Origin of the sequence: Geotalea uraniireducens Rf4, from assembly GCF_000016745.1 — a bacterium.
GTDB classification, from domain to species: Bacteria; Desulfobacterota; Desulfuromonadia; order Geobacterales; family Geobacteraceae; genus Geotalea; species Geotalea uraniireducens.
The window spans coordinates 1020589-1040030 of sequence record NC_009483.1 but is presented as its reverse complement, the minus strand read 5'-3'; the positions used below and the strand labels follow the sequence as shown (position 1 = coordinate 1040030).

Sequence of the window (19442 nt, the reverse complement as noted above, 5' to 3'; positions counted from 1 at the left end):
TCACGGGCATTATCATGGGACAATCCGACAAAAAATACCCCCTAAATCCTACTCTGTTCAACAATTACGAAAGTCTCCTGTTGGGGATTGCGTTTCTGTTCGGCCTGTATCTGGCAAGCTTGCACAGCTACCTCCGGTTCCATACCCTTGTTGAAATTTTCTCCGTTGTAGGCGCCTGCAGCATATTCATGATCGCCTGGAACACTCGGCGTTTCCTGAACAACAACTACCTTCTGTTCATCGGCATCGCATATCTCTTTGTTGCGACAATCGATCTCCTCCATGCCCTGTCTTACAAGAACATGGGGGTATTCCAGACTACCAGCGTCAACCTGGCAACCCAGTTCAGGATTGCGGCCCGTTACCTGCAAAGCATTTCCCTGTTGCTCGCACCGCTGTTCCTCAATCGCCGGCTCAAACCGGGTTTACTGGCTTCCTGCTATGCCGCTGTCGTCGCACTGATCCTTGCCTCCATTTTTACCGGGCAGATTTTTCCCACCTGTTTTATAGAGGGAATTGGACCGACCCCTTTCTATAAAGCCAGTGAATACATGATTTCGCTTCTGTTTCTCACCGCCCTGGTCGTCCTCCTGCGAAAACGCCGGGCGTTCGACCGGCATGTCACTTTACTGCTCACCACGTCGATTATTCTGTTCATCATTGCTGAACTGGCCTTCGCACTGTATGCGGATGACTACGGCACGGGCAACCTTGCAGGACATCTTTTCAGGTTAATCGGCTTCTATCTCATTTACAGGGCCATGATCGCGACCGGACTGGCCAGCCCCTATGACATTCTGTTCAGAGAACTGAAACAGAGCGAAGAAAAATTCTCCAAAGCATTCCACACTTCGCCGATGGTGTTGACTATCTCCAGACTGGAAGACGGCAGATATGTCGAAGTCAATGAAGCCTTCGAGCGGCTCCTGCAACATCGGCGTGAGGACGTTACCGGCCGCACATCGATCGAACTCGACATCTGGGCAAACCCGGCTGACCGCGAGAAAATGATTCAAATGCTCAAGGAGCATGGCGAAGTCCGCAATCTTGAACTCAACTTCAAAGACAAAGAAGGAAAGGCGATTTGGGGGTTATATTCGGCAACGACCATCGAAATAAACGGGGAACAGTTGCTGCTCAGCATGGTTAACGACATGACCGAACGGAAACGGACTGCCGAAGAAATCGAAATACTGAATACGAACCTGACAAGCCGCGCATTCGAGCTCGAACTTGCCAACCAGGAACTGGAAACGTTCAGTTACACTGTTTCCCACGACCTCCGCGCCCCATTGACCAACATCAGCAGTTACAGCCAGATACTCCAGACATATTGCGGTGAGAATCTCGATGATCAATGCAGGGGGTACATACGAAACATTTTTGAAGAAACCGAACGGATGGATCAGCTTATCAGCACTCTTCTGAACTTCTCCCGGCTGTCGCGAAACGAGATCACCAGGGAACCGATTGACCTTAGTATCATTGCAGAGGTCATAACAGCGGAACTCAGGTTAAATGAGCCTGAGCGGCAAGTGAAATGCATCATCGCCAAAGGGGTGACGGCCGTAGGGGATCGGAAGCTGATTCAGGTCGTCCTGGAAAATCTTCTCGGCAATGCCTGGAAGTACACCGGGAAAAGGGAAAACGCCGTGATCGAGTTCGGTGTGAAAAAGTCCGGTGGTAATCCCGTCTACTTCGTTCGCGACAACGGGGCCGGATTTGATATGGTCTACGCCGAAAAGATGTTTACTCCCTTCTGCCGCCTCCCCGGTACGACCGAATTCAAAGGGCACGGCATCGGCCTCGCCACGGTGCAGCGAATCATTCAACGCCATGGAGGACGGGTCTGGGCCGAGGGGGTGGTCGGGGAAGGAGCGACCATCTATTTTAGTCTGTAATTCCAATTGACGTAGCGCCATTCAAGCTGCGTCTTAACCTGTGGATATAACTCCAGACCGCCCCCCCCGTTTCTTCCGGCTGCACGCCCATCCCCCCGACACCATCGTCCGACATGACCAGGTTGCCTATACCCGATAGAAGAGTGTGCAGAGTCTATTTCTCCTTATCCAGCATGAACTTGTACCCGCTGAAGATGCTGGAAACTTCCCCGCCATGCTCCTTGGCATCCATCAGCCAGGCGCTGTAGACATGGTTGCAGACAAAGGCCAGGATCAGCCACATGACACCGTGGTGGATCAGCCGTATCTGCTGACTGCTTGCTATGGCAAACATCCATCCCAGGGCCTTGTGCATGATTGAATTGGGCGCAAACTCGGAGTAAATAGCAAAGCCGGTGCCGATCATCACCAGGTAGAGGAGGTGAATCCCCGCATAGGCCGTAGCAGCCAGCGGATTATGTCCCTCGGTTTCCGGCACCTCCCTGGTGAGGAAGAAGTAATAGCGGAACATCTCCTTCATGTGCCGACGTCCTTCGGCAGTAAATGCAGGAAAATACGCCTTCCAGCTTGCATACTTGTTGCCGACGAATGACCAGTAGATGCGGCTCGCCACGCTGACGGCAAAGGCGTATCCGGTTGAAAAGTGAACAAAACGCACCCACCCCATTACATAGCCTGATGGGTCAAGGGCCAGGGTTTTCGGCGAACCGATATACAGGCCGGTAACTGCAAGAACGACAATGGCCACCACATTCACCCAGTGGGTAATCCTGACCGGCAATTGCCAGATATAGCGTTTGTACTGACAGATGGGACCGCGCATGGCTTGCCTCCTACGTCACGTTAATCCGCACCAGTTCATTATGCTGCAGATCGACCAGATGAACGGCACAGGCCAGACAGGGGTCGAACGAATGCACAGTACGCAATATCTCCAGCGGCTTCTGCGGATCTGCCATCGGCGTTCCGACAAGCGCCTCCTCATAGGGGCCGCGCACTCCCCTGGCATCGCGAGGGGAAGCGTTCCAGGTGCTGGGGACGACTGCCTGGTAATTGAGTATTTTCTGGTTTCTGATCCTTATCCAGTGCCCCAGAGCGCCCCGAGGCGCCTCATGAAAGCCGTACCCGGAGGCTTCTGCCGGCCAGCGGTCAGGATCCCACTTTTCGCCGTTATGAATGGAGAGATCGCCGCCGGCAATGTTCGACACCAGCAGGTCAAGCCACTGGGGCAACTCTTCGGCAATGACCAGCGTCTCTATGCCACGGGCCGCGGTCCTTCCGAGCGTCGAGAAAAGGGCGTCAGGTCCCACATTCAGCTTGGCCAGCACACCGTCCACAGCCTTTTTCACAGGGATGTGACCTGAAGCGTAAGCAACGAGCATCCTCGCCAGCGGGCCGACCTCCATGGGTGTGTCCTCGTAGCGCGGCGACTTGACCCATGAATATTTGCGGCTCGTGTCGAGAAACTCGTAGGGCGGCTTGGGACCGCTGTAGTTCTGCTCCGTCTCACCGTCCCACGGATGCAGTCCCTTCCCCTGACCGACCGAGTAGTCATACCAGGAGTGATCCACGTATTCGCTGATCTTCTTATGGTCAACCGGGTGAACTTTCGTCAGGTCCTTGCCGATGATGATTCCCTGCGGCAGCCAGAGCTTTTCCCGCTTGCCGCTGTTATCGCGGGGGAATTCACCATAGCTGAGATAGTTGCCGACACCGGCGCCGATACCGGCCCATTCCTTGTAAAACGACGCCACTGCCAGCAGGTCGGGTATATAAACCTTCTCCACGAACTCCCGTGTTTTTGCCAAAAGGCTCCTGATTTCCGCTATCTTCGCATCGTTGAGCGCAGACTGGGAATTGGGATCGAGCGCTATCGCCATGCCACCGACGAGAAAAGTCTGGGGATGGGGATTTTTGCTGCCGAGAATTGCGTGAATTTTTATGACATCCTTCTGCCATTCAAGCGCTTCGAGATAATGGGCGGTAGCCATCAGGTTCGCTTCCGGCGGGAGGCGGTAGGCCGGATGCCCCCAGTAGGCATTGGCAAACGGGCCAAGCCTGCCGCGACCGACGAAGGCCTTCAGTTTATCCTGCACCGACTTGAAATATGTGGGAGAGTTGAGCGGCCAGTCTGAAATGGAAGCTGCCAGCGCCGCAGTCTTCGCCGGGTCGGCCTTGAGCCCGGAGGTGATATCGACCCAGTCCAGGGCATGGAGGTGGTAAAAGTGGATCACATGGTCCTGCACGTTCTGGATACCGATGACAATGTTCCTGATCAGTTCGGCATTGGCAGGCGCCCTTATTCCCAAGGCGTTTTCTACTGTCCGGATGGAAGCGATGGCATGCACCGTGGTACAGACCCCGCAGAACCGCTGGGTGAACACCCATGCATCACGCGGGTCGCGCCCTTTGAGGATCTTTTCGATGCCGCGGAACATGGTACTGCTGCACCAGGCATCGGCGACCTTTCCGTTACTCAACTCGGCCTCGATGCGCAGATGACCTTCTATTCTGGTAATGGGATCTATGACGAGCTTGGCCATTTATTTTTCCCCCTCTTTCCTGCTCTGCTCAGACGGCTCAATTTCATGGCGGAACGCCTTGACGACGCCGTGGGCAAAGAAGGCCGCGGCGGCCCCGACAAACAGACCGGCGCCGAGCTTGTCGGCGGTGTATTCGATGCCGAAGCCGGGCACATGGGGCAGTCTTTTGTAAAAGGGGGTCATGCTGTCCCAGAAGACCGGTTCCGAGCAGCCGACGCAGCCGTGACCCGCCCCTACCGGCCAGCTGGTGTTTTCGTTATATCGCTGGATCGGGCAGTTGTGCCAGGTCGCCGGTCCCTTGCACCCCATCTTGTAAAGACAGAAGCCGTTGCGATGGCCGGCATCCCCCCAGGCTTCCACATACTGGCCGGCGTCAAAATGGGGCCGGCGCTCACAGGCATCATGAATTCTCTTGCCGTATGCAAACAGGGGGCGGCCCAGACTGTCGACTGCCGGGAGCTTGTTGAACGTCAGGTAATGGACGACCGTGGCGGTAAGATTGTCGGCATTAAGAGGGCAGCCGGGAAGGTTCAAGACGGTAGCTGCCGGAACCGCATCCTTGACGCCTACCGCACCGGTCGGATTCGGCGCGGCAGCAGGAATACCACCGAAAGCAGCGCAGGAACCGACGGCAATGGTGGCAAAGGCATTGCCGCACACTTCACGGGCTATATCCAGGGCGCTTCTCCCGCCGATACAGCAGTAGACCCCGCCGTCCTTGAGTGGAATTGATCCCTCGACCACGGCGATATATTTTCCCTTCTGTTCCTTCACCACCTTCGCCAGGATATCTTCGGCCTGATGTCCGGCAGCAGCCATGATGGTTTCATGGTAATCAACGGAAAGGACGTCCAATACCAGTTCCGCCACCGTCGGATTGGCTGACCGCAAAAGTGCTTCGGTATTCCCGGCACAGTCCTGAAACTCCAGCCAGACCAAGGTCGGCCGCTTCACTTCATCAAGGGCCCGGGCAATCTGTGGAGCAAATGTGGCGGGAAGTGACAGCGCTGCCGACATGGCAGTGCAGAATTTCATGAAGTCCCGTCGCGAGATCCCCTTTTGCTCCAGAATTTCTGAGATCCCCACGTATTCTTCTTTAGAATTTATCCGAGTCTCACCCTTCTTCCTTCCCATCGCCTGGCCCTCCCGGCTTATGCAATCGTTTGCCTCGACAACATGGAGAAAACACTCGCAACAAGTACGGCAACAAAACAAAAAATTAACACCGTCTAACTTTACTTTTTACAGCGCGATAACATTTTGTCAAGCAATGGTGAGGTTTATGGGCAAAAAAGGCCCCGGAACATTTCCGGGGCCTTTCACAAAATAAATATGTATATGAGGCTCTTAAAGCACGCAGGCCACTTCCTGGGAAACGTTTGCCTTAAACTGCTCGAAGTTCTTGCGGAACATCTCCACCAGATCCTTGGCTGTTGCATCATAGGCAGCCTTATCCGCCCAGACATTGCGCGGGTTGAGTACTTCGCCCGGAACTCCGGGGCAGGCCCTCGGGATATCGAGACCGAAGACGGAATCTTTTTCGAACTGGCCGGCGGCCAGGGTTCCATCGAGAGCGGCATTGACGAGTGCGCGCGAATAGCCGATCTTCATCCGGCTGCCAACACCGTAGGCACCACCGCTCCAGCCGGTGTTGACCAGCCAGCAGTTCACTTTGTGCCGGGCAATTTTGGCTTTCAGCAATTCCGCATAGACAGACGGATGGAGGGCCATGAACGGAGCGCCGAAACAGGTGGAGAAGGTCGCCTGTGGCTCGGTAATGCCGGCCTCGGTTCCCGCCACCTTGGCGGTGTAGCCGGAAAGGAAATGATACATGGCCTGCTCCGGCGTAAGCCGCGCAATCGGAGGCAGCACGCCGAAGGCATCGCAGGTGAGCATGATGACGTTGGTCGGATGCCCGCCCATGCCGGAAGGAACGATGTTCGGAATGTGGGTGATTGGATAGGATGCACGGGTATTCTCGGTAAAGGAATCGTCATTCAGGTCGATGCGACGGGAGATGGTGTCGATGGCGACGTTCTCCAGGATGGTGCCGAATTTCCTCGTGGTCTCATAGATTTCCGGCTCGGATTCTTTCGAAAGGTTGATGATCTTGGCATAGCAACCACCCTCGAAGTTGAAGACACCGTCGTCATCCCAGCCGTGTTCGTCGTCGCCGATGAGGGAGCGGTTCGGTGCAGCGGATAGCGTTGTCTTGCCGGTGCCGGAAAGGCCGAAGAAAACCGCCACGTCGCCTTTTTCTCCGGTGTTGGCGGAGCAGTGCATGGACATGACCTTGCTGTGATGGGGGAGCAGGTAGTTGAGCACGGTGAAGATGGATTTTTTGATTTCCCCGGCATAGCTGGTGCCGCCGATGATTACCAGCCTCTTGGCGAAGTTGATGATGATGAAGGTTTCGGAGTTGGTGCCGTCGATTTGGGGAACTGCGTGAAAGTTCGGCATGTCGATGACGGTGAACCGGGGCTTGTGATTTTCCAGCTCTGCTGCAGTCGCCTTGACGAACATGTTTCTGGCAAACAGGGAATGCCATGCTTTTTCAGCGATGACGCGGATCGGAAGACGGTGCTTCGGGCTGGCGCCGGCAAAGCAGTCCTGTATGAACAAGTCCTTGCCGTGCATGTAGGCCGTCATTCTTTTATAAAGGGAGTCGAATTTTTCAGGATCGAAAGGACGGTTGACCTTGCCCCAGTTGATGTGGTCGCGGCTGGTCGGTTCATCGACTATGAACTTCTCGTTTGCCGCACGGCCGGTGTAGTGGCCGGTCTTCACCGCCAACGCTCCCAAATGCGAAACAAGCCCCTCTCCGCGCTCGACGATCTGCTCATAGAGCACGGCTGTCGGCGGTGTCCAGTAGATAAGGTTTGCATTGATGATGCCATGCTCTTCGAGCCCTGTACCACGGGTAACATCGTTTAGTTTCATTGTAATACCTCCCGTTAAGTATGATCATTATCAGAGTATACTGGAAAATTGCCTTGTATCGACTCGTGTTGAACATTTTATAAAAAAAGCTGGGCGAAAAACCCGGAGTGCTCCGAAAATTTCGCCCAGCTTATTGAGTGTTTTACTTACTACGTGAAATTGGAATTATTCATTCCATCCTTCGGCAGCTGCCTCACCGATCTGCTCCCAATGCTCCGGCGAACGCCACAGGCCGGAAAGAATCAGCTCGCGGATATGCAGAAACTCCTTGGGTAGCCGGTCGTACATCTTGACGAACAACTCCTCGTGGGAGAGGATTTCATCCTTCCACACATCCCGATCAACGGACATCAGCTCGTAATACTGCTCGCGGGTAACGCTATCCAAACCGCTCCAGTCCAGGTCTTCATGGCGCGGCATCCATCCCAGCGGGCTCTCAATGGATGAACCCCGTCCGTTGGCCCGGTCCACGATCCATTTCAGTACCCGCATATTCTCGCCAAAACCTGGCCAGAGGAACTTGCCGTTGGCATCCTTTCGGAACCAGTTGACGCTGAAAATCCGTGGCGGATTCGGATTGGTGCGCCCGATCTGCAACCAGTGGTTGAAATAGTCGGCCATGTGATAGCCGCAGAACGGCAGCATGGCAAACGGGTCGCGCCGGACATCGCCGACCTTGCCGACGGCAGCGGCCGTTGTCTCCGACCCCATGGTTGCGGCAAGATAGACTCCGTAGCTCCAGTTGAATGACTGGTACACCAGAGGAATGACATTATTGCGACGGCCGCCGAAAACAAAGGCCTTGATCGGAACCCCCTTGGGGTTCTCCCATTCGGGATCGATCGAAGGACACTGGCTGGCAGGAGAAGTAAAGCGGGAGTTGGGATGGGCGGCATTCCTGCCGCAGCCTGGAGTCCAGGGGTTCCCCTGCCAGTCGGTCAATTCGGCTGGGGGGGTGTCGGTCATTCCTTCCCACCAGATATCGCCGTCGGGGGTCAAGGCCACATTGGTGAAAATGGTGTTACTGGCACAAGAGGCCATGGCGTTGGGGTTGGATTTGGCCGAAGTACCGGGAGCTACGCCAAAAAAACCTGCTTCTGGATTGATGGCATACAGCTGCCCGTCTGGCCCGGGCTTGATCCAGGCAATGTCGTCGCCGACGGTGGAGATTTTCCAGCCGTTTTTCTTGAAGTTGTCGGGCGGCACCAGCATGGCCAGATTGGTTTTACCGCAGGCGCTCGGGAATGCGGCGCCCAGATAGGTCTTCTCACCTTCGGGGGATTCAATCCCCAGGATGAGCATATGCTCGGCCAGCCACCCTTCGTCCTTGGCAATCTTGGAAGCGATCCGCAGGGCAAGACACTTCTTGCCGAGCAGGGCATTTCCGCCGTAGCCACTGCCGAACGACCAGATTGAGCGTTCTTCGGGGAAATGGACGATGTACTTTTCCTTGTTGCATGGCCACGGCACGTCTTTTTGCCCAGGTTGCAGCGGCGCTCCCACCGAATGCAGGCACGGAACGAACTCGCCGTCGCCGAGCACATCAAGAACAGCCTTGCCCATCCGCGTCATGATCCGCATGTTGACTGCGACATAGGGCGAATCGGAAATTTCCACGCCGATTTTGGCAATATTCGAGCCGAGCGGTCCCATGCTGAAAGGGATGACATACATCGTCCTGCCGTGCATGCAACCCTTGAACAGTTTCCCCAGGGTTTCCTTCATTTCTTTCGGATGCATCCAGTTGTTGGTCGGACCCGCATCCTGTTTGGACAAGCTGCAGATAAAGGTACGATCTTCAACACGAGCCACGTCGCCGGGATCTGACCAGGCCAGGTAGCTGTTGGGGCGTTTTTCCTGGTTCAGCTTGCGGAATGTGCCGCTCTTTACCAGCAGGCTGCACAGGTTGTCATATTCCTCCTGCGAACCGTCGCACCAGTGTATCTTTTCGGGTTCACACAAAGCCGAGACTTCTTCCACCCATTTCCGCAGTTGTTCGTTTTTGACTTCGTAAGCCATTCTTCATTTCCCCCCAATGTAGTTAAGTTTCTTGCCTATAACAGTAAAGTTCGCCTGCCCTCTGCTTCTAGGTGCCAGGATATGGGTTATTAAACCCGATTTTTACTCTGACTCAATTACTTTAATGAGTTTCGAAAACAAAAGAGAAGCATTGGTGGCGGATAGAACCTCAAACTAAATCGAAGCACCTGCTTGCTACGGTAATTCTGGTCGGCAAAGGCATGTCCAGCCCAATGGAAGTGCCTTTTAGCTTTAATTTTGGCGTCTTTTCCCGAACTACAAATATTTAATTTTGCTAAAATAGCACAACCTCCTGTAAAATCAAGCTAAAATTTTCACCCTTGTTTGCGTGCAAAATTGACAGCAAACACCTACCTGTTACAATGTTTCGCGTAATCATCGGAAGTGCAAAAAGAGTCATGCAATAGGAAGTTTAGCTTCAGAGAAAGGCTTAAACAGAGCCGGGACGTCGGGACGACACCCCTTTATCCGAAAATCATCGGGCGTTTTGTATGGTGAGGTGAAATTTTGGGTGGGACTAAAAATCAGGAGAGTTGATTATGGAAAGCTACGTCTGTACCATTTGCCAATATGTCTACGACCCGGCCGCAGGTGACCCAGACAACGGCATTGCGCCAGGGACGCCGTTTTCCCAGTTGCCGGACAACTGGGTCTGTCCAGTATGCGGTGCAGGCAAGGATTTATTCGAGCCGGTCTGAGACTGCCGGCAGGCCCGCATGGTCATGGACTGCGGAAGAGTTCCCGTAAGAACTTTCGCAGTTCAGCGTTATTTTTTATCGGCAGGCTTGATGATATCGATTTCGGTTTTGTCACCAACCATCTTTATCCTCCAGACAAGGCCGCAGGCACCGCATTCCTTGACCGGCGACTGTTCGGCAGAAAAACCGGATGAGTGGATATCTATCTCCACCGACGTTCTATCACCACAATTAGGACATTTCATTGTTTTCTCCCCTTATTCCAATTCCAAATCAAGGCGCTATCTTCGTTGGCTCGTCTTCGGTTCCTCAACGTACTATCTGCACGCCTTCGTCGCCTCAATCCTCGTCGCCTTGATTTCATCCTTGATTTGAAATCGGAATTATGACTAAGCTTCACGGCTGGAAAAGCGTGTCACGCATCTCTTGATTCAGCCGCATCTCGTTTATCAACGTTTCTGCTATCTTGTTCTCGCCGCCATAGTTGACAATTCTGAAAGGAAACCGTATCCCTTCCACGCTACGATAATCGAAAAACTCTGCCGCAAGCTCAGTGCCCATACTGCCGAAAGAAAATGAGCCGACAACCCTGACAATCAAATGTGTCTTGGCATCCACATGCACCCGCATTGGCGGACCTTCGGCGTCCGACAAAAGCAGGACATCCACTGTTTCGCCATGGAGAGTTTCCCGAGGCAGCAAGGTGATGGTATAACTATTATCCAGAAAACCGAAGGGCAAGTCCAGATATTTGTACTGATAAACCATGCCGAGAAAGGGAGGACCGATCACCTCGGCCGTCGGTTTGTTGTTGGAGCGCCGCCATCCGTGAGAGCCGTTCAATATCCGGGTTTCCGCAGAGTTTTTATAGACCAGTTCCGCCCGCAGCTTTCTCGGCCGTTGAAAATAACGGGTTGACGTGCCTTCATCACCCTGCATGAACGCATCGATGTGGCCTTTGGCGAAAACAGTCCTGATCTTCCCCAGCGACTGCTCTCCGCCGTAAGCCTTGAGGATTTCCGCAACAAGCACCCGTTCGGCGACTACCGGCGTCTTCTCCTCGCCAGTTGCCAAAGAAGCGGTGATAACCAGAAAAAACCCGATCAATAGTGCCGTGACCCGCATAAATCCTCCCTTTATCGGAAGACGGTGCATAACGACTCAACCGAAAAATCAAGCCATCGACTTCAGAATATCGTCTATCTGCCCGGTAAAATCCTGTAAATCGGCCAGCTGCATATCGCCCATATGGGCGATGCGGAATGTTTTTCCTTTCAGCTTGCCGTAGCCGTTGTCAAATGCGTAATTCCGTTCGCCTAGTCTTTTTTTCAACTCAGCCAGATCGATGTCCCTGCTGTTCACTGCACAAGTGAGCGTCAGGGACCGGTACGGCTCGGCAGCCAGGAAACCGAACCCCCGCTCCGACACCCATCCTCTGACATACTCGGCCAGTTCCCGGTGCCGTTGCCAGCGTTTTTCAAAACCTTCGGCAAAAATCCGCTCCAATTGGCGGTCCAGGGCATAAATCAGGGATATGCAGGGGGTGGAGGGGGTATTGTCCTTCTCGTCAGCAGCGGCAAATTCGAGAAAGTCGAAATAATAGCCGCGCCCTTCGATTGTTTTGCACCGTTCCAGGGCTTTGTTGCTGGCAGTGAACACGGCAAGCCCCGGCGGCAGGGCAAAGGCTTTCTGTACACCGAAGATGCAGCAGTCGATTCCCAGTTCGTCAAGCGGAATCTTCACCGCGCTCATGGAAGAAACCGTATCGATGATAGACACCACGTCAGGGTACTTGCGCAGCACTGCGGCAATTTCCGGCAGCGGCGACATGACGCCGGTGGAGGTCTCGTTGTGGATCAAGGTTATGGCGTCATACTTGCCGCTGGCCAGGGTCGCATCCACCAGTTCGGGGGTAATCGGCTCTCCCCACTCCACTTTGATGGCATCGGCCTCTTTGCCGCAGCGCCTGGTAACATCATGCCATTTATCGGAAAAGGCGCCGTTGCAAAAGTTGGCGCAGCGTTTGCCGACAAGGTTTCTCACCGCTCCCTCCATGACGCCGAAGGCGCTGGAAGTGGCAAGAAAGACCTTCTCCCGGGTAAACAGCAACTCTTTCAGCTTATCCGTCACCCCTTTGTGCAGCCTGGCATATTCCGGCATCCGGTGGCCGATCATGGGGGTAGCCATGGCTTCGAGGATCTCCGGCGCAACCTCGATCGGCCCGGGGATAAAAAGTTTTTTCGACATGTTGCTGGCTCCGTAGCTACAGTTGAGAATTGATATCGGTCTGCGGTGGAGGGGGACGGCAGCAGGTCTAAGCGGCCGTGGATGAAGGTTTCGGCAGTACCGAGCTTTGTTAAAGCTAGCAGATGCCGGGGTAATTGTCAATTGCCACCATAATGATTCTCTCTTAACTTTCAGGCGCTTCAGGTACATGAGGGGGTAATAGTCAGGCGCCGGGTGGGCGCCGCATGGTTTACACCGCGGGGGGCTCCCTTTTGATTTGTTGCCAGCGCCCCAGAGCCACCGATTCGAGCGCAGCCGCCAGGCCGAAGGTAAAGACGCTGATGACGAGCGGTACGCCATGGGTGCCGAGGAGGTCGTAGAGGAAGACTTTGATCCCGCCGATAACCGTGACGAGAATGGAGACGTTGCGCAGTTCCTTGTTCTTGCGGATAAACGCAAACAGCATGATTCCTGCGGCGGCGGCATTGATTAGAACGGACTGGCTGCAGCGGAAAATGCCTGTTGTGTCACCTGCGGCGAAATAGATGGCAAGGGTCTGGTTGATAATTATCCTCACCATGAAGAAGGCACTGGCCAGCGAGCCGAGCAGAAGGGCCACGGCACTCGTGTCGTGTCTGTCGAACCGTGAAAAAACAGTCGAGGTGGCGGGTGGCGGCCACTCTCGGCACCACTGGTAATGGAGCAGGCAAATGACGGCCAGTAGTCCGGCCGGAATGATATTGACGACATCCGATCCGTTCGGACTCTGCCCCTGGAGTGACGCCGCCAGTGCCAGGCATGCATAGATCTCAGCCAGGTACATGGTGGCGCGGACTCCCCCGTTTTGCCATTTCCGTGACAGAATGGACATGAAGAACGCTACCACGGACATTGCCGGCAGCGAAAGTACGAAATTGCCGGTTGCGACGGGGAGCGCAAGGGCCAGCAGTGCAATTCCGGCAAAGGCAAAGGAGTTCGTGCCGGGAGCTCCGGGCATCTTCCGGTCAGCCAGCCAGAAGGTCATCCCCAGGTGGCCAATCGCTGCCGCTATGCCAATTCCGCCGAGCAGAAACTTGCTCATTCCTCCTGCGTTAACCACATAGAAGGCAGCGCTAAAAGCCCAGGCTGCATTAAGGGTGGGGAGGCTGAAGTCGAACCGGGAAATCCGTTCGCTACCGCTCCTTACGATCCCGAGGCAAGCGAGTGTCAGGTAGACCGCAGCAAAAACAGCGAGGACGGGGAGAAACCACGGCATGGCCAGCTCCGGAGGGGGTGTTTCCTTGCGCAGGAGGGCCATCCCCAGACGGAAGGCCCACAGGTGGAGCATGACCATGGTGACAATGAGAATTATCCAGCGGAGCCAGGAGCAGCGTTTTAATTGGGCGGCAAAATAACCGAGGATGTTGGCGGTCAGGAGTACCATGGCCAAATAGGGAAAGAACGGGCGCGGATAGTCGATCGCCGCCCCTGCCAGGCACATGCCGAGAGTCCCTAGTGAAATGGGGAGCAGGGCCTTGTAGCGGTAGCTGACAAATGCCATGCCCATGCCGGTCAACATCAGGGTGAAATAGGCGGGGACCAGGGGGAGCGACGCGAAACGGCTATGGGTTTCCACCACAATGGTACTCATCAATACCGCGCCGCAGGCGGAGAACACCGGCGCCAAAGGACTTTTCTTCTCATATTTATAGCCGCCGAACAGCATCAGTACGGCAGCGTAGCTCATCCCCAGGATGGAACCTGCCAGGGTGTTGATGAGGTTGTTGTCGGTTACCGTGCGCAGGATCAGCGCAACCACGAGGAGGAAGCAGAGGGTGGAGAGGCGGGTGAGGAAGTAAGCCCGACCAGCCCAGGTGAGGATTTCTTCCGAGACATCCTCTGGTTCGCCGAGGGGGAACTCCTCGGCAGGGGGGGTGGGTTCGGCAGGCTGCAGGGTGGGGCGCGGGAGAGATTGGAGGGGCGTTGTTGCCGGAATGACAGCCTCAGGCATGTCGAGCAGTGCCGCAAGCTGTTCTACCCGTTCGGTGAGCGCCTGCATTTGAGCGGTGAGCTGTTCGATCCGACATTCCAGGGATGATGCATCTGTTGCCATGAATCCCTCCTCTGCTGCGGTCGGGTCACGGAAAGTACCTGCCCGACTCACTTCTGCTCATGCCATTGCATAGACGTGGGTCTGCGGGAGGCCCTGCTGTATAAATAGGGCCTCCCGCCGGGTAACCGGGGGAAGGTGCCGTCGGTCAATGGGTCTCCTTGAAAACCGGCATAACCTTGTCGAGGAACCAGAACAGGATAAAGGGGGTGACGATGACGGTCAGTGCGCCGAAAAGCCCCTCCTTGAAGGTTTCCATGTCATGGGGCCAGATGGGGAGGTGGTAATGCATGAAACCGGCGAACGACGAAGAGAATGCCTGACCGCCAATGACCACGTTCCAGCGCATCATGAAGACCCCGAGCAGCACCATGAGGGTGCCGGCCACGGCCCGTTTGATGGTGAGACGGGGGAGGAGAAAGATGATGAAGGGGACGAGGTTCCCCATGCCATACTGGATGACAAAGATATTTACGAAGTCCCTGCCGTAGATGACGCTGCGCAGGATGTCCCAGGACTTGACCGCCGTGTAGCCGCGGAAGATCAGGTCGAGGAGTTCCAGGGTGATGGCCAGGATCAGGAACATGATCAGGTACTTGGCTGTCATGGTTACCACGTGGACTTCCGCACTCTTCAGTTCTTCCGGAGATGGAAGCTCCGGGTACTGCTTCCTTTTCCAGGCGGCAATAAGCTTGCGTGCCTCCATGGTAACGATGTAGGTGAGCATGCAGAGGGCAATCCCCGACACAACCGCGGAGCAGATAAAAATAACCGGCATGAGCGGGGTCATCCAGAGGGCGTTGGCCTTGACCGAGCCGAAGATGAAACCGGCGTAGCCATGGAGAAAACAGGCTACCGGGATACCGATGCCGGCCAGAATCTTGACCGCCTTTTCATCCTTTTCCAGGGCGTGCTCGCTGATATCCATGGCCCCCAGGGTCAGGGCTGAGAAGAGGAGATGCCTGAGGTGCTGGCTAAAGGTCCGGTCGCCGAGTTGGCGAAGTTCCATGGCAGTTTCCACAAAGTGCTTGCGGTAGACAAACCAGAGTTCCGAGGCGACGATCATGCCGTAGGTGGAAAAGACAATGCCGAAGGCAGCGATGGCCGAAGTGAAGTGGGGGGTCATCATGACCTCGATCCCTCGCTGCGGTTGCAGCAAATGGAGCATGAGCGGCAGCATTGCCACCGGCAGCAGGGCAAAGGAGAATACCAGGGAGAACCTGGCGATACCTTTCAGTTGTGTCACGCCAAATACGTGGTAGAGAGAGGAGAGCACGAAGGCGCCGGCCACCAGACCGGTCATGAACGGGTACATGACAATCTGGATAGTCCAGTAGATGTATTCATTCGGATAGACGAACAGTTCTTTAACAGTCCATAATTCTCCGTGTACCATGGCTATTTAACCTCCTTGGTCAGCCCCAGGTAAAAAACCTGAGGCTTGGTGCCGTACTCTTCCTTCAGGACATTTACCCGCTCGGTCATGATGATCTTCGTAACCGGGTCATCGGGGTTCTTGAGGTTGCCTATTTGACGGGCGCCGAAGGCGCAGGCGTCGACACAGGCGGTCTTCATCCCTTTCGTGATACGGTGGTAGCAGAAGTTGCATTTCTCCGCCACGCGGTAGACCGGGTGGAAGAAGCGTACCCCGTAAGGGCATCCCATGATGCAGTAGCCGCAGCCAATGCACCATGATCGGTCCACAAGCACTACCCCATCCTCGGTCTGATAGGTGGCCCCGACCGGGCAGACCTGCACACAGGGCGGATTGTCGCACTGGTTGCAGAGTTTCGGCACAAAAAAGGCCTTGCTGATGTCCTCTTTTTTGATGTCGAGGAATTTCCCCTCGCCAAGGTCGATCTGTGAAGTTTCAAACCCGTCCCTGGCTCCCTTGGGCGAGTCGATGTGCGTTGCCCCGTCCTTGGTGATGATGTAACGTTCGACCCAGGTGCGCGTCACGTTGGCGTCATAGGGGACTTCGTTTTCAATTTTGCAGGACTTGACGCAGAAGCCACAGCCGACGCACTTGGTGGTGTCGACCAGAAAGACCCAACGGACCTTGTCCTTGTCAGATTTGTCGGCCAGCAGTTTTTTCGGGTCGAACAATTCTAAAGCTGCCAGCGGCACAGCCATGCCACCCACCAGGAGCATGGTTTTTTTGCAAAAGTTTCTGCGTGTGATCATTTTCGCCCCTCCAATTTCGGATTATGCGGATAGTGACACATGACGCACTCGGCCTCGGGATGATGGGTGGCAGGGTTTATGCCACGGATGCTCCCCCGACCGCTTGTCTTGTAAGGGAGGTAGAAATGACACCTGGCGCAGAGTTCCCGGTTCCGGTCGATGGTCAGGGTCGGCGGGTCTGCGGGGTGCCCCAGGGCAGGGCCGTGGCAGTTTTCGCAGTCGATGTTTGCGTGGGGTGAGGCCTTGATGTCGTCATACTTGTCCCGGTGGCATTCCTTGCAGTACTCCGCCGAGCGGTACTTGACCTTGACAGCCTTCCAGTCCGCCTCGTTACCCGCGCGATGCCAGCCATACATGTAACCCCGTTTCCCGACGCCGAAATCCGCAGGCACGAGCACTTTTCTCAGTACCAGGATTGCCGCAACGACAAGCAGCGCCACATAGAGCGGTCGCCAAACATGATTCTTCACAGGCTCATCCTCCTTTACTCCGCACAAGCGGCTGGCGCCATGCAATCCCAAGGTGCACGGCATGTGGGTGGGAATATAACACTGTTTAGTTTACGCCGTTTTTACAGCTTTGCAACTATCTTTTTCATTAAATTGTTAACGGCCGGAAAGGTTTGTCATGACCGTAGTTAAGATATGTAAATGAAATTTCTTTTTTTTGACAAAACAGTGTTTGCATAGTAGAGTTATCCGATTTTTTAGCTCCAGACAACGAGGGAGGAACTATGCCAATTAGAAAAACCGCCGGGTACGCCTGGAACATGATCAGCCTCATCGGCATGATTCTGGCTGTAACGGCCACCGGCCTGATTATCGCCTTTCTGTCCTTTGAATTCATTACGGGGGTGGAAAAGCCGTACCTTGGGTTGATGACCTACTTTCTGTTCCCCGGCATGCTCATTTTCGGGCTCCTGCTTGTGCCGATCGGTGCTTACCGGGTAAGGAACGAACGTCGCAAACAGGGTGATGTCGAGATTCCACCCTATCCGCGTCTCGATCTCAACGTTCCCCACCGGCGGCACCTGTTCATCTTTTTCATCCTTGCCTCCATCATCTTTGTCCTGATTGTTTCGATCGCTTCCATCAAAGGGTTTGAGTTCACGGAATCAACCACCTTCTGCGGCGAGCTCTGCCACGTGGTGATGGAGCCGGAGCATACCGCCTGGGGCAATTCTCCCCATGCCAAGGTTAAGTGCGTTGAGTGTCATGTGGGCCCCGGCGCCGCCTGGTACGTGAAAGCCAAGATATCCGGCTTGCGCCAGCTCTATGCGGTTCTCTTCCATACCTATCCCGAGACCATTGAGACTCCGATCGAGAATCTGCGTCCGGCCCGCGACACTTGTGAGCATTGCCACTGGCCGGAAAAGTTCTATGCCGGGCGTCAGAAAGTATTTTACCACTATGCACCCAATGAGGCCAACACCCCGCGTGAAATAAACATGCTGATCAACATTGGCGGTGTGCCCAAGTCGCCCCATGCAAAGGGTATCCACTGGCATATCGGCAGCGAGGTCACCTATATCGCTACCGACAAAAAGCGCCTGAACATCCCGTATATTTCCGTTAAAGAAAAGGACGGCAAAATAACCGAATACATGAGCACCGAAAAGCCCCTCACCAGGGACGAGATCGCCAAGGCGAACAAGCGCCTCATGGACTGCACCGATTGCCACAACCGGCCGACCCACATCTACCGTTCGCCGAGCCAGGAGATGGATGAAAACTTTGTCAGCGGCCACATTGACTCCGCCCTCCCCTACGTCAAGAAAGTAGCGGTTGAACTTCTCACCAAACCATACAAAACCACGGAAGAGGCAAATACATCCATTGCTGGCGGAATTCAGGATTACTACAACAAGAACTACCCCAAAGTTGCCGCCGAGAAGGCAGCTGCAATCAAGAAAGCCGTTGTAGAAGTCCAGGCGATTTACCGCAGGAATTTCTTCCCACAGATGAAAGTGTCCTGGAACACGTATCCTAACCATATCGGCCACTTCTATACGCCGGGCTGCTTCCGCTGCCACGACGGCAAACATAAATCAGCCCAGGGAAAAGTGATTTCCAAGGACTGCAACCTCTGCCACACGGTTCTGGGACAGAAGCAGGAAAATATTCCTGCAGGAGCCCCCCAGGTCAAAAATTTCGTCCATCCGGTCGACATCGGCGACGAAATATATAAGACCAACTGCAGCGAATGCCATAGCGCCGGCGGCGAAGATGTGCCCGGCAGCGGCAGACACGAAAAGTAGCGACTAATGACAAAAAACCCCGGGAAGCAATTCCCGGGGTTTTTTGTACACTTGGACACAAAACAGTTTGATGAGGCAAGAATAATTTCGTCAAAAAGCCTATCGAAAGCGAATCACCCTGAATTTGAGACGCCTGATGAGCTTGTTGATCTCTGAAAGCTTTGCCTCGTACTCCTGCAGATAATAAGCTCTTTTGAAATCGTCATGTAACGTGATTCCATCCTTCAGCATCCGAATACGCTCCAATGCCATATCCTTCATCATTTCGAGTGCCTCTTTCATATCCGCCATTATTGAGTCCTCTGAGAAAAAAGACATGCTATCGTGCAATGCCGCATTATAATCCTGCAACAAAAAAGCCGCTCCATCAGCACCTTACTGATTCGAGCGGCTTTTTGCCTTTTTCGTATTACAACTCCTCGAACGCCTCTGCCTCAACGCCCCCCTCGTCTTCCGACTCGAAATCCTCATCAAAGACACGGTCGAGAAACTTTTTGTTGTTGTCGATGACCTTTCTGATTTCCTGGGTAATCTGTTCCAGGTCGTTTTTCTCGTCCATCATGC

Annotated in this window: 17 protein-coding genes; 3 read left to right on the top strand and 14 right to left on the bottom strand. The window is 54.5% G+C overall.

All coding sequences use genetic code 11. The annotated features are described in order from the left end of the window. The first annotated feature begins 14 nt into the window (after positions 1-14). Complete coding sequence (locus GURA_RS04430; RefSeq protein ID WP_011937805.1) at positions 15-1901, top strand: MASE3 domain-containing protein; 1887 nt, start codon at positions 15-17, stop codon at positions 1899-1901. A 154-nt stretch (positions 1902-2055) separates the two neighbouring features. Here GURA_RS04430 and cybH read toward each other — a convergent pair whose 3' ends face one another. The 5 genes from cybH to GURA_RS04405 form a co-directional block, all read right to left on the bottom strand. Beyond that, the gene (gene cybH, locus GURA_RS04425) at positions 2056-2724 is read right to left on the bottom strand and encodes a Ni/Fe-hydrogenase, b-type cytochrome subunit (protein ID WP_011937804.1); all 669 of its coding nucleotides are present in this window, start codon (positions 2722-2724) and stop codon (positions 2056-2058) included. Positions 2725-2734: 10 nt separating this feature from the next. Beyond that, positions 2735-4444 (bottom strand): nickel-dependent hydrogenase large subunit, encoded by a 1710-nt coding sequence (locus tag GURA_RS04420; RefSeq protein WP_011937803.1) that lies wholly within the window; start codon positions 4442-4444, stop codon positions 2735-2737. Next, positions 4445-5578, bottom strand: coding sequence for a hydrogenase small subunit (locus GURA_RS04415; RefSeq protein ID WP_011937802.1), 1134 nt, complete (start codon positions 5576-5578; stop codon positions 4445-4447). It lies immediately after the preceding gene. Positions 5579-5791: 213 nt separating this feature from the next. Continuing rightward, positions 5792-7384 (bottom strand): phosphoenolpyruvate carboxykinase, encoded by a 1593-nt coding sequence (locus GURA_RS04410; RefSeq protein ID WP_011937801.1) that lies wholly within the window; start codon positions 7382-7384, stop codon positions 5792-5794. Positions 7385-7549: 165 nt separating this feature from the next. After that, positions 7550-9403 carry a phosphoenolpyruvate carboxykinase (GTP) gene (locus tag GURA_RS04405; RefSeq protein ID WP_011937800.1) on the bottom strand — a complete coding sequence of 618 codons (1854 nt, stop codon included), beginning with the start codon at positions 9401-9403 and terminating at the stop codon, positions 7550-7552. 560 nt (positions 9404-9963) lie between these two features. On the opposite strand from GURA_RS04405, the gene rd reads away from it, so the two are divergent. Then, entirely contained in the window at positions 9964-10122 is a 159-nt protein-coding gene (gene rd, locus GURA_RS04400) for a rubredoxin (RefSeq protein ID WP_011937799.1), read from the top strand. A gap of 68 nt (positions 10123-10190) precedes the next feature. Here the strand turns inward: rd and GURA_RS23870 are convergent, their stop codons facing one another. The 7 genes from GURA_RS23870 to GURA_RS04370 all read right to left on the bottom strand — a co-directional run bounded on the left by GURA_RS23870 (position 10191) and on the right by GURA_RS04370 (position 17091). After that, positions 10191-10367, bottom strand: coding sequence for a hypothetical protein (locus GURA_RS23870; protein WP_011937798.1), 177 nt, complete (start codon positions 10365-10367; stop codon positions 10191-10193). A 151-nt stretch (positions 10368-10518) separates the two neighbouring features. Continuing rightward, positions 10519-11247, bottom strand: coding sequence for a hypothetical protein (locus GURA_RS04395; protein ID WP_011937797.1), 729 nt, complete (start codon positions 11245-11247; stop codon positions 10519-10521). Between the two features lie 48 nt (positions 11248-11295). Then, positions 11296-12369: a pyridoxal-phosphate-dependent aminotransferase family protein gene (locus GURA_RS04390; RefSeq protein WP_011937796.1), complete on the bottom strand. Its 1074-nt coding sequence runs from the start codon at positions 12367-12369 to the stop codon at positions 11296-11298. A gap of 229 nt (positions 12370-12598) precedes the next feature. After that, positions 12599-14440 carry a DUF2339 domain-containing protein gene (locus tag GURA_RS04385; protein ID WP_011937795.1) on the bottom strand — a complete coding sequence of 614 codons (1842 nt, stop codon included), beginning with the start codon at positions 14438-14440 and terminating at the stop codon, positions 12599-12601. Positions 14441-14585: 145 nt separating this feature from the next. Then, positions 14586-15833, bottom strand: a complete 1248-nt coding sequence (gene nrfD / locus GURA_RS04380; protein ID WP_011937794.1) for an NrfD/PsrC family molybdoenzyme membrane anchor subunit — start codon at positions 15831-15833, stop codon at positions 14586-14588. A gap of 2 nt (positions 15834-15835) precedes the next feature. Continuing rightward, positions 15836-16621: a 4Fe-4S dicluster domain-containing protein gene (locus GURA_RS04375; RefSeq protein ID WP_011937793.1), complete on the bottom strand. Its 786-nt coding sequence runs from the start codon at positions 16619-16621 to the stop codon at positions 15836-15838. Further along, entirely contained in the window at positions 16618-17091 is a 474-nt protein-coding gene (locus GURA_RS04370) for a cytochrome c (protein ID WP_011937792.1), read from the bottom strand. Before GURA_RS04370 ends, GURA_RS04375 begins: the two co-directional genes overlap by 4 nt. Before the next feature lie 263 nt (positions 17092-17354). Between GURA_RS04370 and GURA_RS04365 the strand changes: the two genes are divergently transcribed. Next, positions 17355-18878 (top strand): NapC/NirT family cytochrome c, encoded by a 1524-nt coding sequence (locus GURA_RS04365; protein ID WP_011937791.1) that lies wholly within the window; start codon positions 17355-17357, stop codon positions 18876-18878. A gap of 99 nt (positions 18879-18977) precedes the next feature. Here the strand turns inward: GURA_RS04365 and GURA_RS04360 are convergent, their stop codons facing one another. Both GURA_RS04360 and GURA_RS24550 read right to left on the bottom strand, forming a co-directional pair. Further along, on the bottom strand, positions 18978-19169 hold the full coding sequence (locus GURA_RS04360; protein ID WP_041245749.1) for a hypothetical protein: 192 nt from the start codon (positions 19167-19169) through the stop codon (positions 18978-18980). A 118-nt stretch (positions 19170-19287) separates the two neighbouring features. Beyond that, positions 19288-19440 (bottom strand): hypothetical protein, encoded by a 153-nt coding sequence (locus tag GURA_RS24550; RefSeq protein WP_198134524.1) that lies wholly within the window; start codon positions 19438-19440, stop codon positions 19288-19290. Positions 19441-19442: the final 2 nt, after the last annotated feature.

Bases quoted from the DNA above. Each gene is read 5' to 3' on its own strand.
- rd (WP_011937799.1), top strand. From the start codon at position 9,964: ATGGAAAGCTACGTCTGTACCATTTGCCAATATGTCTACGACCCGGCC.
- GURA_RS04365 (WP_011937791.1), top strand. From the start codon at position 17,355: ATGCCAATTAGAAAAACCGCCGGGTACGCCTGGAACATGATCAGCCTC.
- GURA_RS04395 (WP_011937797.1), bottom strand. From the start codon at position 11,247: ATGCGGGTCACGGCACTATTGATCGGGTTTTTTCTGGTTATCACCGCT.
- GURA_RS24550 (WP_198134524.1), bottom strand. From the start codon at position 19,440: ATGATGGACGAGAAAAACGACCTGGAACAGATTACCCAGGAAATCAGA.
- GURA_RS23870 (WP_011937798.1), bottom strand. From the start codon at position 10,367: ATGAAATGTCCTAATTGTGGTGATAGAACGTCGGTGGAGATAGATATC.
- nrfD (WP_011937794.1), bottom strand. From the start codon at position 15,833: ATGGTACACGGAGAATTATGGACTGTTAAAGAACTGTTCGTCTATCCG.
- GURA_RS04375 (WP_011937793.1), bottom strand. From the start codon at position 16,621: ATGATCACACGCAGAAACTTTTGCAAAAAAACCATGCTCCTGGTGGGT.
- GURA_RS04410 (WP_011937801.1), bottom strand. From the start codon at position 7,384: ATGAAACTAAACGATGTTACCCGTGGTACAGGGCTCGAAGAGCATGGC.
- GURA_RS04430 (WP_011937805.1), top strand. From the start codon at position 15: ATGGGACAATCCGACAAAAAATACCCCCTAAATCCTACTCTGTTCAAC.
- GURA_RS04390 (WP_011937796.1), bottom strand. From the start codon at position 12,369: ATGTCGAAAAAACTTTTTATCCCCGGGCCGATCGAGGTTGCGCCGGAG.
- GURA_RS04420 (WP_011937803.1), bottom strand. From the start codon at position 4,444: ATGGCCAAGCTCGTCATAGATCCCATTACCAGAATAGAAGGTCATCTG.
- GURA_RS04405 (WP_011937800.1), bottom strand. From the start codon at position 9,403: ATGGCTTACGAAGTCAAAAACGAACAACTGCGGAAATGGGTGGAAGAA.
- GURA_RS04385 (WP_011937795.1), bottom strand. From the start codon at position 14,440: ATGGCAACAGATGCATCATCCCTGGAATGTCGGATCGAACAGCTCACC.
- GURA_RS04360 (WP_041245749.1), bottom strand. From the start codon at position 19,169: ATGGCGGATATGAAAGAGGCACTCGAAATGATGAAGGATATGGCATTG.
- GURA_RS04415 (WP_011937802.1), bottom strand. From the start codon at position 5,578: ATGGGAAGGAAGAAGGGTGAGACTCGGATAAATTCTAAAGAAGAATAC.
- cybH (WP_011937804.1), bottom strand. From the start codon at position 2,724: ATGCGCGGTCCCATCTGTCAGTACAAACGCTATATCTGGCAATTGCCG.